Here is a 13,642-nt window from a genome sequence, read left to right as displayed (position 1 = left end):
GATGCTAACGCGAACCGCCCTGCCCCGCCAGTTCCTCCAGCCTGCGCACAAGCGCTGCCGGATCGCCGGTGACGCGAACCGTCTTCAGCCGCGACGTGCCGCCCGCAACAACGGAGACATCGCCGCGCGCCACGCCGAGGACCGGGGCGAGAAGCTTTTCAAGCGCTGCATTGGCGGCACCCTTTTCCGGCACGGCCCGAACACGGGCATTCAGATGCGCGCGATCGTCCGCACCCGCCGCAACGCCCTCAACGGCATCCCGGGAAGAGCGCGGCGTCAGCCGGACAAAAACATCCACGCCATGCTCATGCGCCCGGAAGAAGTCGGCCACGAATCTTACGCGAGCAGGATCGGCGCGATGGTGGTCAAGATGAACTGCCGCAGGAAGAAGATGATCAAAAGAACGATGATCGGGGAAATATCGATGCCACCGAGGTCCGGCAGGATGCGGCGTATGGGCGCCAGAACCGGCTCGGTAGCCTTGAAAAGAAAGCTTCCGATCGCCCCGACGAACTGGTTGCGGGAATTGACCACGTTGAACGCATAGAGCCATGAGAAGATGGCCGAGGCGATGAGTATCCACCAGTAGATGTCCAGCGCCAGGACCAGGGTCTGAATGAGGGCGAGCATGCCGTTCTCCATTGAATTTCCGACATGTAACGACTGCACGCCGGTGCGGCAAGACCTGGAGCCCTACGTCGCAGCCCGGCTATCCGACCGCCGATCTGCTTGCTTGACACGGCGGGCCGCGAAACCATAAATATCGCCATCCGTTGGACGGGGCTGTAGCTCAGCTGGGAGAGCGCGTCGTTCGCAATGACGAGGTCAGGAGTTCGATCCTCCTCAGCTCCACCAACGGATATATTTCCGAAAAAGCAGGATCGACTGGTCCAAGGGCCTTACCCGCTACGGGATTGCGGTCCTCGACGCCCCCCTGACGAGGAGCGCCGACGACAAGTCTGCGCCTACTGGTTCGGCACGCCCTTTTCCCAGCCATCCCAATCTTCGATGATCGAATGGGCGACCTTCGCGCCGACACGATAGGCATTGGCGGTGGCAGGACCAAAGCCGCCGGACTTGGCTGACAATGACTGCGCGGGGGTCTGGTTCGGCGCCTCACGGTCGAAATTGGAAGCGGTCCGCAGCAAGGCTATGCGGTCGAAGTTCAAAAGTCCGGCATCGGCGGCGCGGCGCAACGCGGTGAGCGAGGCGTTGTCCTCCATCTGCGTCGTGCAATAATTTGCCTTGCCATCCGTCATCATGGTCGACCACGCGCCCATTCCTTCGGCTATCTTCGAACCGTGCCAATAGGTGTCGATCGACACTGTGTCGCAAATGCTGACGGCCGGAGCCGCATTGCCCGGTGCCGATGGATAGGACGCCCTGTAGGCTTTCGCATCGTCGTTGTCGGCCAGTTCAACGTCCTTGCTCAGTGCGAAAGCTTTCTGCAGCAATGCCTCATCGAGCTGATAGACTTCGGTGCCGGCCGCCCATTTCGGCTTTTCGCCCGGCTTGCTCGCGCCCAGCGCGACGATGCCACTAGGCCAATCCGCCGCGATCTGCCGCGGGTCGATGTCGTGGCGAAGCCCGCCGTCGATGGCGTAGCGTGCCCAGTGGGCCGAGCCCAGCGTGCCTTCGTCCGGGTCGACGCCAGCGATGCCGGCTATCAGGATGTAACTCTGCTTGAGATCGAAAAGGTTACTATAGACCAGCGCCGACACCGAACTTGCGGCATTGGCATAGCCCATGGCCGTGGTCATCACGCAAAGGCCTTTGTCGTCGCAGGCAACGTCTGGATACTCCTTGGAAAAGCCCGGGACCGCTATTTTCCGGTCGAGCTTCTCTCCCTCCAGCCACGGCTTCGTTTCGCCGCCGAACATGGTGATGACCAGAACCTTCGGCGTCATCGTTTCCGCCTTGGCCTGCGGCGTCGCGCTTATCAGAGCTGCAATGGCAGCGAGCGATGAGGCGGATAACATTTTCAGCATTATGCGAGGTTCCTGAAATGGAGATTGAGAAGCGCTGCCTTGAGCATGCCAACCATGGGAAAAATCATTTTTCCTGGCAAGAAAACTCTAAGCCGCCTTCCGATTGGCTGTGGATTGCCGGCTGGCAGTCACCGGCATCGACACCATTTCCGCTCCTCCTGAACTCCGTTGCCCCGGCGGCATGGCTTGCCTATCCAGCGCCCCGGTTCCACAGGCTCGTCTTTATGAGGGCAACCAGGCGCTCCAGTTGCGGTCGGCCCGCTCGAATTCTGCCCGCAACGCCCTGCGCATCGCGGCTACATCCGCCGCCGTCGCCTGAGCGGGCTGTCCTGCAACGGCTGGTGCAGCGCCCGGACGAGCCGCAGCGCCTGCCATTTGCCTGGCAGCCACCGGCAATGCCGCCGCGCGGGGCCGGGCGGCGGCGCGCGCACGCGTCAGTGTGGGCGCGTCGATGGTCGCATTGCCCGCCCATATCTGTGCTGCCGTGCCGACGGGATAAAGCGCACCGCCAAAACCGAGATCGCTTTGATAGACGCGGCCGGCGCGCTCCCAATGCATGGTGCCGGAGCGGGTCAGGTGGGCGGCAAGGCTGCGCGCCATCGACACGCCGGCGTCGCTCCAGTTCTGGAGATGTGGCCGATCGCCGGCCGGGCCGCGATAGGCGCCGACCTCGTTGCTGGTTCCGACCGTGCGCAACGCATCCCAGAATTTCAGCTCCTGTTCGGCCGAGGCGCGGTGTATCTGGCCGAGCCAGTGGCCTTCGTTTTCCACTACGGTGCCATCGCTGCGCAACCAGCGCAGGCCGGCAAAACCGATGTCGGCGGCCATGCCGAAATTATGATTGCTTTCGCCCGGACCCGCATTGGTCACGCCGCGGCCGCTGGTGAACAGCTCATACTGTTCCTGGAAGTTGCGTCGGCCGCCCTGCGGGCAGACGCCGATCGCTATGCCGTGAACGGCATGCATGCGGTTGATCAGCCTGTTGACCTTCACGCGAAATGCCGGTGCGAAAGTGTAGGTGGCGGCATTCGCTATCTTGGCGTCCCGCTGCTGGGCGGTCGCTTCCAGATAGACGGTCCTGCCCGCGGGCAGCACCCTCAAGCCCTGGAAAGCCTGCGGCACCGCCGCCACCAGGCGCCGCCACGCCGCATCATTGGGCTGGATCACGCCTCGGACCGCTGCCGCCGGCGTCTGCGGCTCGACATTCTGGTCGATCTTGAACTGCCGGATCGCGGCAATGGTACCGGCCCCGCTGGCGCCGTCATAGGAGGTCAGGTATGGGCCTCTCCCCGCCGGCTGCTGAACCTTCATCAGCATGACCTGAATGAGTGCCACATCGGAACCGGTATTCGTGCCGCCCTCGCCGACGGACCCAGCTATTGCCTGCATTTTGAACCTCCTCGATCGGTCGAATTATTCGTGACAGGTGAAATCCAGCGTGGCGTCGGCGGAAGCCGTTGGAGCTTCCGGCGCCACCAACTCCGCTTTGAGTGCTATTGGCGTGCAGCCGGTATCGGCCAGCCAGAAGCCCACATAGGTGTCCTTGTTGCCCGCGGCCGTGGGTGGAACATCGACGGCGCTGTCCAGCAAGGCGCCGCCTGATGGCGACGTTTCCGTCTGGCCTTCGCCAGCGAGCTCGACGGCGAGAAGCCTTACCTTGGCGCCAGCCGTGAGGGGCGGCTCGGCGGTGATGTGAACCGTGACGAATGTCGACGTGGAGGCGTTCTCCCCCATCACGACATTGCCGAGTTCGGGACCATCCGGCCCCAGAACATTTTCGGACAATTGCCCCGTCGTGCTGCCGAAAAGCCGGGCCTCGATCGTCAGGCGCGGGGCTGCATCCTCGGCCCATGCAGCGGTGCCGACGAGAAGAGATGCTGCAAGGCCTACGCAACAGCCCAACGAAAATTTCAGCATGAAAATTGTCTCCGCATCCTCGCCACGAAACGATGATTGTCCTGGGCCGGAAAGGCCGGCAGGCACGGCCGTCCCGACATCAGCCGATGTCGGCCTGGCTCAGCCAAGCTGCCAGCGATCTCGCGTGCTTCTGAAGATTGATCGACATGTTCTGCCTCCTCCGGAACAAGATAGATCTTGTTCTGCCAATGGCCGTGTCACCAGGCGGGGGCAGTCCTGGAGTCCTACAAAGCGCTTACCAAAAACCGTCCCGCCCGACAATCGCACAAATTGCAACACAAGATTTCCATAGCCGGCGGTTGCATCGGAAAGAGACGTTAACCGCCTCGGATCACATCACCATGACAGTCAGCAGGACGCGCAGCGGGTTCTGGGAAAGCGCAGAAAAACGCCATTTGCAGGCCGTCATGGCGTGAATTTCAGCACACCCTAGAATTACAACCAGAAATCAAGTTATGATGACCTCGGTGCTTCTGAGTCCTATTGCACTCATCGAGGCACCGGGAGGACTGAGGCATGGCCGTAGTGCTTGTACTCGTTCTTGTTGTCGTAGGTTCGGTGGTGTTTCACCTCGTGAGCCCATGGTGGTGGACGCCCATCGCTTCAAACTGGAACTATATCGACAACACCATCATCATCACCTTCTGGATCACCGGCGTGGTCTTCGCCGCCGTCGTCCTATTCATGGCCTATTGCGTCTACCGCTTCCGCCACAAGGAAGGACAGAAGGCGCATTACGAGCCCGAGAACAAACGCCTCGAATGGTGGCTCACAGTCGTCACCGGCTTCGGCGTCGCCGCCATGCTGGTTCCAGGCCTGTTCGTCTGGCACCGCTTCGTCACCGTGCCGGCAGACGCCACCGAAGTGGAAGTGCTCGGCCAGCAATGGCAATGGAGTTTCCGGCTCCCCGGCAAGGACGGCAAGCTCGGCCTCGCCGAGACGAGCCTTGTCACCACCGATAACCCGCTCGGCCTGAAGACCGACGATCCCAACGGCCAGGACGACGTGATCGTGCAGGCCGCCGACCTGCACCTGCCCATCGGCAAGCCGGTGAAGATGCTCCTGCGCTCGATCGACGTGCTGCACGATTTCTACGTGCCGGAGTTCCGAGCCAAGATGGACATGATCCCCGGCTCCGTCACCTATTTCTGGTTCACGCCGACCCGCACCGGAACCTTCGAGGTGCTCTGCGCCGAGCTTTGCGGCCAGGGACATCCCTTCATGCGCGGCGTCGTCATGGTCGACACCGAGGAAGATTATACGGCATGGCTCGGCCAGCAGCAGACATTCGCGCAGCTGATGCCGCCGCAGCAGACGAGTTCAGTGGAGCCCGCCGGCCACTGATCAGGGAGGCATTCAGGCGGATTGGGTGACGACGGCATTCGAACAACCGGATGCTGCCGAACAGGAACAAGGAGGTGTTCCTATGGTCGATGTCACGCCTGGCTCGGTCGGTCCTATACCGCCGGCCGAAGTCGCGGAGATGGAACTCTATCATCCGCACAGCTGGTGGACGAAATACGTCTTCTCGCAGGACGCCAAGGTCATCGCTATCCAGTATTCGTGCACGGCGCTGGCGATCGGCCTGGTAGCACTCGTGCTGTCCTGGCTGATGCGGCTCCAGCTCGGCTTTCCCGGCACCTTCGACTTCATTACCCCCGAAGCCTATTACCAGTTCATCACCATGCACGGCATGATCATGGTGATCTACCTGCTCACAGCGCTCTTCCTTGGCGGTTTCGGCAACTACCTGATCCCGCTGATGGTCGGCGCGCGCGACATGGTCTTCCCCTATGTCAACATGCTGAGCTACTGGATTTACCTGCTCGCCGTCCTGCTGCTGGTCGCGGGCTTCTTCGCCCCCGGCGGCCCGACCGGCGCCGGCTGGACGCTCTATCCGCCGCAGGCCATCATGGCTGGCACGCCCGGCGGCGAGGACTGGGGCATCATCGTGATGCTTTCCTCGCTCATCCTGTTCATCATCGGCTTCACCATGGGCGGCCTCAACTACGTCGTGACCGTGCTGCAGGGCCGCACGCGCGGCATGACCCTGATGCGCATGCCGCTGACCGTCTGGGGCATCTTCACCGCCACCGTCATGGCGCTGCTGGCCTTCCCGGCGCTGTTCGTCGCCTGCGTCATGATGCTGCTCGACCGCGTTCTCGGCACCAGCTTCTTCATGCCGGCAATCGTCGAGATGGGCGAGCAGCTGCAGCACTCAGGCGGCAGCCCGATCCTGTTCCAGCATCTGTTCTGGTTCTTCGGCCACCCGGAAGTCTACATCGTCGCCCTGCCCGCTTTCGGCATCGTGTCGGACCTGATCAGCACCCATGCGCGCAAGAACATCTTTGGCTACCGCATGATGGTCTGGGCGATCGTCGGTATCGGCGCGCTCTCCTTCGTGGTCTGGGCGCACCATATGTATGTCTCGGGCATGCACCCCTATTTCGGCTTCTTCTTCGCCACCACCACGCTGATCATCGCCATCCCGACAGCCATCAAGGTCTACAATTGGGTGCTGACGCTGTGGCGCGGTGACATCCATTTGACCATCCCGATGCTGTTTGCGCTGGGCTTCATCGTCACCTTCGTCAATGGCGGGCTGACCGGCCTGTTCCTGGGCAATGTCGTGGTCGACGTGCCGCTATCGGACACCATGTTCGTGGTCGCCCATTTCCACATGGTCATGGGCGTAGCGCCAATCATGGTGATCTTCGGCGCGATCTATCACTGGTACCCGAAGGTCACCGGCCGCATGCTCAACCACGCCATGGGCATGTTCCACTTCTGGGTCACCTTCGTCGGCGCCTATCTGATCTTCTTCCCGATGCACTATCTCGGCCTGATGGGCGTGCCGCGCCGCTACAACGAGCTGAGCGACATGGGGCTCATCGGAGAGTCGGCGCACCACCTGAATGCCTTCATCAGCATCATGGCCTTCATCGTCGGCTTCGCGCAGCTGGTGTTCCTGTTCAACCTGATCTGGAGCATCCGTAACGGCAAGGAGGCCGGCGGCAATCCATGGCGTGCCACCACGCTCGAATGGCAGACGGCTCATACCCCGCCGACCCACGGCAATTTCGGCAAGGAACTGCCGATCGTCTATCGCTGGGCCTATGATTACAGCGTGCCGGGAGCGCCGCAGGACTTCATCCCGCAAAACGAGCCGGGTTCGTTCGGCCCCTCGAGGGAGCCGGCATGAGCGTGATCCTGGTCTTCCTGGCCGTTATCGTCGGCATCTCCGGCTGGTGGCTGTCACATCAGCGGCTGATGTCCAAGCCGTGGCTTGAGCAGGGCTCTGCCGGAGCATTCCCCGGAACCGAATCCGGCTCTATGCCACCGGCGAAGGTCGGGCTCGGTGTCTTCCTTGCCGTCGTCGGCGCTCTCTTTGCCCTGTTCACCAGCGCCTATTTCATGCGCATGGGGCTGTCGGACTGGCGGCCCATGCCGGTGCCGAAGCTGCTGTGGCTGAACACCGGCATGCTGGTGCTGAGCAGCGTGGCGCTGCAATGCGCGCTGGTTGCGGCCCGCCGCAAGGACATCCGCATGGTCCGGCTCGGCCTCATCACCGGCGGCCTGACCGCACTGGCCTTCCTGATCGGCCAGCTCCAGGCGTGGCGCGACCTCGTTGCCGACGGCTATTACCTGTCGAGCAACCCGGCCAACAGCTTCTTCTACCTGATCACCGGCATGCATGGCCTGCATATTCTGGGCGGCCTGTTCGGATTGGGTCGCACGACCGCCAAGGCCTGGAGCGACGCACCGAACGACCGGCAGCGCCTGAACCTGAGCGTCGAGCTATGTGCCATGTACTGGCACTTCCTGCTGTTCATCTGGCTCGCCATCTTCGTGCTTCTGGCCGGGTGGGCAGCCAATTTCATCGACATTTGCCGCCAATTGCTGAGCTAGGGCCATGGCAGAAACAACAGTGACGCAGATCAACCCCACAGCGCAGCGGCCGGAGGGCTGGCAGGGCATTGCGGCCGACTGGGCCTCCGATCAGCGGGCGTTCAAGAACGTCTCCTGGGGGAAGGCCATGATGTGGATCTTCCTGCTCTCCGACACCTTCATCTTCGGCTGCTTCCTGCTCTCCTACATGACCGCGCGCATCTCGACGCGCGTGCCGTGGCCAAATCCGAGCGAGGTGTTCGCGCTGAACATCGGCGGCACCGAGGTTCCGCTGATCCTGATCGCGATCATGACCTTCGTGCTGATCTCATCCAGCGGCACCATGGCGATGGCGGTGAATTTCGGCTACCGCCACGACCGCCGCAAGACCGCCATCCTCATGCTTCTGACCGCAGCGCTCGGCGCTACCTTCGTCGGCATGCAGGCCTTCGAGTGGACCAAGCTTATCACCGAAGGCGTGCGCCCATGGGGCAATCCATGGGGCGCGGCACAGTTCGGCTCCTGCTTCTTCATGATCACCGGCTTCCACGGCACCCACGTCACCATCGGCGTGATCTTCCTGATCATAACGGCGCGAAAAGTCTGGCGAGGCGACTACGACACCGCCCGAAAGGGCTTTTTCACCAGTCGCAAGGGCAATTACGAGAGCGTCGAGATCATGGGACTCTACTGGCACTTCGTCGATCTGGTGTGGGTGTTCATCTTCGCATTCTTCTATCTCTGGTGAGGACGAGACATGGCTGAAGCAACCGCACACGGCCAAGGACAGCATGGGCTGCACGCCGTACACACGCATGACGGAGCGGCAGTGCCAGCCGACGCTCACCAGGAACACCCGATAAAGCTCTATCTGGTGGTCTGGGCGTGGCTGTTCATCCTCAGCGCCTGCTCCTACATGGTCGATTATTTCGGCGTCCACGGCTATCTCAGATGGACGCTGATCCTGATCTTCATGATGCTGAAGGCCGGGCTCATCGTCGCCGTCTTCATGCACATGGCCTGGGAGCGCTTGGCGCTGGCCTATGCGATCATATTGCCGCCGGTGCTGGTGCTTGTGTTCACGCTTATGATGGTGTTCGAGGCCGATTACACGCTGTTCACGCGCCTGGTCTATTTCGGCAACGGGCCGTAGGTCTTCCGAGAAGCGGCCCCGCTGTAAGCGAGGCCGCAAGCGTTTTTCGGGTTATCCCACGAAGAAAGCAAAGCGGATCACGAAGAGTGCCGCCACGATCCACGTTGCCGGGTGCACTTCACCGGGACGGCCGGTCAGCGTCTTCAGCACGGCATAGCTGATGAAGCCGAAAGCCAGACCGTTGGCGATGGAATAGGTGAAGGGCATCATCAGCGCGGTAAGGGCCGCCGGTGCTGCTTCCGTCACGTCTTCCCACTTGATCTCGACCAGCTCCCGCATCATCAGGCCGGCGACATAGAGAAGTGCCGGCGCCGTCGCATAGGCAGGCACCGAGCCCGCCAGCGGCGAGAAGAACAGCGCGGCCAGAAACAGCAGCGCAATCACCAGCGCGGTCAGGCCGGTGCGCCCGCCTGCCTGCACGCCGGAGGCGCTTTCGACATAGGCGGTCGTGCTGGACGTGCCGAGCAGCGAGCCGGCAACGATGGCCGTGCTGTCGGCCAGCAGCGCCTTGCCGAGCCGGTTGGGCTTGCCTTCCTGGATCAGGCCGGCGCGCTTGGCGACGCCGATCAGCGTGCCAGTGGCATCGAAGACTTCGACCAGCACGAAGACAAGGATGACATGCACCAGACCGCTGTGCAGGGCACCCGGAATGTCGAGCTGCAGGAAGGTCGGCAGCAGGCTGGGCGGCGCGGAGACCACGCCGTTGAACTGGCTGACGCCGAGCAGCATCGACAGCACGGTCACCACGAGAATGCCGATCAGGATCGCCCCGCGTACCTTCAGCGCATCCAGTGCCGCGATGATGAAGAAGCCGAGAATGGCAAGCAGCGGCCCGGTCTGGGTGATGTCGCCGAGCGTCACGAAGGTCGCGTCGCTGGCCGCCACGATGCCGGAATTCTTCAGCGCGATGATCGCCAGGAACAGGCCGATACCGGCGGCGATGGCGCTGCGCATCGATTGCGGTATGCCGGCGATGAGCCAGCCTCGTATACCGCTGACGGTCAGGATCAGGAAGATTACACCGGAGATGAACACCGCGCCCAGCGCCTGCTGCCAGGAAAAGCCCATGGCGCCGACGACGGTGAAGGCGAAGAAGGCGTTGAGCCCCATGCCCGGCGCCATGCCGATCGGCCATTTGGCGACAAACGCCATGACCAGCGTGCCAAGGGCCGCCGCAAGGCAGGTCGCCACGAACACCGCGTTGCGATCCATGCCCGTCGACGACAGGATCTCGGGATTGACGAAGATGATGTAGGACATCGTCAGGAACGTCGTGATGCCTGCGATCACTTCGGTCCGGACCGAAGTCCCGTTTTCCTTCAGGTTGAACAGTCTTTCCAGCACGCTTCCCTCCCAGGAATTTTGATCGGGCCAGCGAGAGTTTCCAAGGCGCAACAGGCGCCTTTTCGCTCCTCGACTTTCGCTGGTCCCTGTCGATCAGGCGCAGGGCACATGCGGTGCCTGCACAAAACGACGGCACCTTCTGCCTGTTGGTTTGCCGGCACAAGGCCGGAATATCCCGGTCTGAAGCGAAGCTGTTTATGAAATTTGTTGAATGAAGACCTGGAAAGCCAATGGACAATTCGCGTGAAAGCGCAGGCCAAGGGAACTCATTGCGGGCTTGAGTCTTATTGACATGAATAAAGCCGGAAGCCTGCCATGTACAAGTTTTTCAACGTACTGCTTTCCTTTGCCGTACTGAATTGGATGCGAGATTGGCCCGCCGAGCCCGCCGATTTCTCGCCACTGAAAAGAGGCGCCAAGCGATGAGAATTCTTTTCCTGCTGCTCGCCGGCTACGCCGTCCACCGCATCATCGAGGAAAATCGGCCGCCCGTACTTACCAGGCGCCTGCAGCCTGCACGTCCTCCGCTCATGCCGGATTCCAGCTGGGGTTCGTAGCCTTGAAACCGTTTCAGCTGGCACTTTGTCTTGCGGCCTGTGCTCTGCTCGGAACCATCATCGGAGCGATGATTGGCCAGGCCGGTTCCGGTTTCGCCACAGGGCTGGCGGCGGGTGCGGCGATCGCCAGCGTCTTCATCATGCTTGACGACAAGACGACCTGACGACTGCCGTGAACTCGCTTTCGCGTGGCCAATAAAAATGCTGGGCCAGAAGCTAAGCCCGCGCATGTTGCAAGAAACTGTTCTATGGTGCGCGCCGCACGACACGGCGCGAAAACATCTACGCATGCGCCACTAGCCGAAATTCCTGATGACCCCGCAAGCAGATTCCGTCCCCTACCAGCGTTACGCCGCCTTTCGCCACAGCGCCTTCCTGCGCTTCTGGGCGGCCCGTTTCCTCGCCACATTCGCCACCCAGATCATCTCCGTGGCAGTCGGTTGGCAGATCTATGACCTGACCCGCGATCCCTTCGATCTCGGCCTTGTCGGCGTCATCCAGTTTGCGCCATCGCTGCTTCTGGTGCTGGTCACCGGCGTCGTCGCCGACAGGTTCGGCCGCCGCCTGATCATGGGGCTTTCAGCCTTTCTGGAAGCGATATGCGCACTAGCCCTGCTGCTGCTCAGCTGGCACGGTCTCGTCAGCCCGGCGCCGGTCTTTTGCGTGCTTGCGGTATTCGGCGTGGCGCGCGCCTTCTTCGGCCCCGCTTCCGCCTCGCTGGTCGCCAACCTCGTGCCCCAGGAAGATTTCGCCAACGCTGTCGCCTGGAACTCCTCGGCATGGCAGACGGCAACCATTGTCGGTCCGGTCGCCGGCGGCTTGCTCTACGGCCTGTCGGCTGAGGCCGCCTACGGCATTGCCGCGGCCTTCATGCTGGCCGGCGGCCTTCTGGTGCTCAGCATTCCCAAACCGGCGCAAAGAACCGAAACCGACAGGCCATCGCTCGAAACGCTGTTCGCCGGGTTTCGCTACATCTGGAGCGAGAAGGTCGTGCTCGGCGCGATCTCACTCGATCTGTTCGCGGTGCTGCTTTCGGGCGCAGCAGCGCTGCTGCCGGTCTATGCCCGCGACATTCTCGATCTCGGCCCATGGGGGCTCGGCCTGCTGCGCGCGGCACCCGGCATCGGCGCACTCAGCGTTGCCGTATGGCTTGCCGGCCATCCCATCCGCGACCACGCCGGCCTCCTGATGTTCATCTTCGTTGCGCTCTTCGGCGTCTTCACCGTCGTGTTCGGCCTGTCGACCATCACGTGGCTGTCGATCGTCGCCTTGGCCATACTCGGTGCCACCGACATGATCAGCGTCTATGTCCGCGAAACGCTGATCCAGCTATGGACCCCCGACCATGTGCGCGGGCGCGTCAACGCCGTCAACATGGTGTTCGTCGGCGCCTCTAACGAACTCGGCGAATTCCGCGCCGGCACGATGGCCGCACTCATCGGCACGGTGCCGGCGGTGGTGTTCGGCGGCGTCGGCGCGGTCGCGGTTGCCGGCATCTGGGCGTTCCTGTTCCCGGAACTACGCAAGATCCGCCATCTCGGCGGCAGGCACTAACCATTCAGCCCTGCACGGGCTTGCCAAAAATCGTCTGCAGGAATTCCATCAGCCAGCGCTTGAGGTGCATGTCCCAGATCATCCGGCCGCCGAGATGGTCGCGGCCGGGCTGGGCGCCGGGAAGCTCGAAGCGATGCGCGCCGCGCACCACCCAGCGATGCATCATCACGCGGGTCAGTTCGGCATGGAACTGGATGCCCCAGGCGTTCTCGCCATAGCGGAAGGCCTGATTCGGATAAGTCTCGGCTGTCGCCAGCAAGGTCGCGCCTGACGGGAGCGAAAAACCCTCGCGGTGGAACTGGTAGACCATTTCCGGCCAGTGCATCAGGCTCTTGCCGGCCTCAGTCGCCTTCAGCGGATACCAGCCGATCTCCACCAGTCCCTCGCCATGGCCCTCGACCTTGCCGCCGAGATGATTGACCAACATCTGCGCGCCGAGGCAGATGCCGAGAAAGGGACGGTTTTCCTTCAGGGGAACAGAAAGCCAGTCGGTCTCGCGCTTGACGAAATCATCCTCGTCATTGGCGCTCATCGGTCCGCCGAAAACCACGGCACCCGCATGATGCGAAAGCGTCTCAGGCAGGGCATCGCCAAGCGGCGGCCGCCTTATGTCGAGGTCGAAACCGTTTTCCAGAAGAACATGACCGACACGTCCAGCGCTGGAACTTTCCTGATGCAGGACGACGAGTATCTTGGGCCGTTGGCGTGGCGGCATGAATCCGATCAAAACCCTCTATTCATCCGAAGAACCACCCTTCGCATCCGGCATGCCGCGGGCAACCGCCTGCCGCATGGCGATGCGGTCACGCCGGTCGACACCAATCAGTTCGGCGACGCGCCAGAGCGTGTTGTCTTCCAGTTCGTGAAGCTCACCGTCGGCATAGACGATTTCCCACATCAGCCGGATGAAATCGATCCTTGCCGGCTCATCGAGATGGCGCTTGAGCACACTGGTGAAAGCATAGAGGTCGACTGCCTCGTTGTCGGCCTTTTCGCCGGCAGCAACAAGGGCGGCAAGCTCGCTACCGGTCACGCCATAGGCTTCGGAAAGAAGCTGCTTCAGCCGCTCCCATTCCACGTCCTGGCGAACGCCGTCGGCATCCATGGCGTGATAGAGAAGGGCTGCGGCAGCCACGCGCGGATCGTCCTCGCGTGCAGCATCGGCACCAGGCAAGCCGCCCGGCAAATCCTTCAGAAACGACAATACGCGCTCGAACATGCTGCTGTCCTTGGCCATGGGA

The 13,642-nt window shown here is 62.1% G+C and carries 16 protein-coding genes and 1 tRNA gene; 9 read left to right on the top strand and 8 right to left on the bottom strand.

Annotated features, from left to right (window positions below; all coding sequences use genetic code 11):
* Positions 1-4: 4 nt before the first annotated feature.
* Together DZG07_RS03875 and DZG07_RS03870 are read right to left on the bottom strand one after the other, a co-directional pair.
* On the bottom strand, positions 5-331 hold the full coding sequence (locus DZG07_RS03875) for a DUF167 family protein (protein WP_119814432.1): 327 nt from the start codon (positions 329-331) through the stop codon (positions 5-7).
* A 5-nt stretch (positions 332-336) separates the two neighbouring features.
* Positions 337-630: a YggT family protein gene (locus tag DZG07_RS03870; RefSeq protein ID WP_091910189.1), complete on the bottom strand. Its 294-nt coding sequence runs from the start codon at positions 628-630 to the stop codon at positions 337-339.
* 149 nt (positions 631-779) lie between these two features.
* Here DZG07_RS03870 and DZG07_RS03865 point away from each other — a divergent pair.
* Positions 780-855: transfer RNA gene (locus DZG07_RS03865), tRNA-Ala, on the top strand.
* A gap of 110 nt (positions 856-965) precedes the next feature.
* Here the strand turns inward: DZG07_RS03865 and DZG07_RS03860 are convergent.
* The 3 genes from DZG07_RS03860 to DZG07_RS03850 all read right to left on the bottom strand — a co-directional run bounded on the left by DZG07_RS03860 (position 966) and on the right by DZG07_RS03850 (position 3,905).
* On the bottom strand, positions 966-1,988 hold the full coding sequence (locus tag DZG07_RS03860; RefSeq protein WP_119814429.1) for a purine nucleoside permease: 1,023 nt from the start codon (positions 1,986-1,988) through the stop codon (positions 966-968).
* A 222-nt stretch (positions 1,989-2,210) separates the two neighbouring features.
* Positions 2,211-3,377 (bottom strand): hypothetical protein, encoded by a 1,167-nt coding sequence (locus tag DZG07_RS03855; protein WP_119814426.1) that lies wholly within the window; start codon positions 3,375-3,377, stop codon positions 2,211-2,213.
* A gap of 24 nt (positions 3,378-3,401) precedes the next feature.
* On the bottom strand, positions 3,402-3,905 hold the full coding sequence (locus DZG07_RS03850; RefSeq protein ID WP_119814423.1) for a hypothetical protein: 504 nt from the start codon (positions 3,903-3,905) through the stop codon (positions 3,402-3,404).
* Positions 3,906-4,421: 516 nt separating this feature from the next.
* Between DZG07_RS03850 and DZG07_RS03845 the strand changes: the two genes are divergently transcribed.
* The 5 genes from DZG07_RS03845 (at position 4,422) to DZG07_RS03825 (ending at position 8,946) form a co-directional block, all read left to right on the top strand.
* Positions 4,422-5,249 carry a cytochrome c oxidase subunit II gene (locus tag DZG07_RS03845; protein ID WP_091908861.1) on the top strand — a complete coding sequence of 276 codons (828 nt, stop codon included), beginning with the start codon at positions 4,422-4,424 and terminating at the stop codon, positions 5,247-5,249.
* Between the two features lie 82 nt (positions 5,250-5,331).
* Positions 5,332-7,107, top strand: coding sequence for a cytochrome c oxidase subunit I (ctaD, locus tag DZG07_RS03840; RefSeq protein WP_091908858.1), 1,776 nt, complete (start codon positions 5,332-5,334; stop codon positions 7,105-7,107).
* A complete protein-coding gene (locus tag DZG07_RS03835) occupies positions 7,104-7,814 on the top strand; it encodes a cytochrome c oxidase subunit 3 (protein ID WP_119814420.1) in 711 nt (236 codons plus the stop codon). The genes ctaD and DZG07_RS03835 overlap by 4 nt, the downstream gene beginning before the upstream one ends.
* A gap of 4 nt (positions 7,815-7,818) precedes the next feature.
* Complete coding sequence (locus tag DZG07_RS03830) at positions 7,819-8,541, top strand: heme-copper oxidase subunit III family protein (RefSeq protein ID WP_091908852.1); 723 nt, start codon at positions 7,819-7,821, stop codon at positions 8,539-8,541.
* 9 nt (positions 8,542-8,550) lie between these two features.
* Positions 8,551-8,946, top strand: a complete 396-nt coding sequence (locus tag DZG07_RS03825; RefSeq protein WP_119814417.1) for a cytochrome C oxidase subunit IV family protein — start codon at positions 8,551-8,553, stop codon at positions 8,944-8,946.
* Positions 8,947-8,997: 51 nt separating this feature from the next.
* On the opposite strand, the gene DZG07_RS03820 is transcribed toward DZG07_RS03825, so the two are convergent.
* Positions 8,998-10,290: an NCS2 family permease gene (locus DZG07_RS03820; RefSeq protein ID WP_091908846.1), complete on the bottom strand. Its 1,293-nt coding sequence runs from the start codon at positions 10,288-10,290 to the stop codon at positions 8,998-9,000.
* A gap of 422 nt (positions 10,291-10,712) precedes the next feature.
* Here DZG07_RS03820 and DZG07_RS24325 point away from each other — a divergent pair, with 422 nt between their 5' ends.
* The 3 genes from DZG07_RS24325 (at position 10,713) to DZG07_RS03815 (ending at position 12,401) form a co-directional block, all read left to right on the top strand.
* Positions 10,713-10,847 carry a hypothetical protein gene (locus tag DZG07_RS24325; protein WP_281004519.1) on the top strand — a complete coding sequence of 45 codons (135 nt, stop codon included), beginning with the start codon at positions 10,713-10,715 and terminating at the stop codon, positions 10,845-10,847.
* A 2-nt stretch (positions 10,848-10,849) separates the two neighbouring features.
* On the top strand, positions 10,850-11,011 hold the full coding sequence (locus tag DZG07_RS23705) for a hypothetical protein (protein ID WP_162931542.1): 162 nt from the start codon (positions 10,850-10,852) through the stop codon (positions 11,009-11,011).
* A gap of 148 nt (positions 11,012-11,159) precedes the next feature.
* Positions 11,160-12,401, top strand: coding sequence for an MFS transporter (locus DZG07_RS03815; protein WP_119814414.1), 1,242 nt, complete (start codon positions 11,160-11,162; stop codon positions 12,399-12,401).
* A 4-nt stretch (positions 12,402-12,405) separates the two neighbouring features.
* On the opposite strand, the gene DZG07_RS03810 is transcribed toward DZG07_RS03815, so the two are convergent.
* Together DZG07_RS03810 and DZG07_RS03805 are read right to left on the bottom strand one after the other, a co-directional pair.
* The gene (locus DZG07_RS03810; RefSeq protein ID WP_119814412.1) at positions 12,406-13,116 is read right to left on the bottom strand and encodes a glutamine amidotransferase; all 711 of its coding nucleotides are present in this window, start codon (positions 13,114-13,116) and stop codon (positions 12,406-12,408) included.
* A gap of 18 nt (positions 13,117-13,134) precedes the next feature.
* Positions 13,135-13,620, bottom strand: coding sequence for a TerB family tellurite resistance protein (locus tag DZG07_RS03805; RefSeq protein WP_119821373.1), 486 nt, complete (start codon positions 13,618-13,620; stop codon positions 13,135-13,137).
* Positions 13,621-13,642 lie beyond the last annotated feature (22 nt).

The sequence above is a fragment of the Mesorhizobium sp. DCY119 genome, from assembly GCF_003590645.1.
Classification (GTDB): domain Bacteria; phylum Pseudomonadota; class Alphaproteobacteria; order Rhizobiales; family Rhizobiaceae; genus Mesorhizobium_M.
The sequence above is the reverse complement of the archived record's forward strand: the minus strand, read 5'-3'. Positions and strand labels throughout refer to the sequence as shown.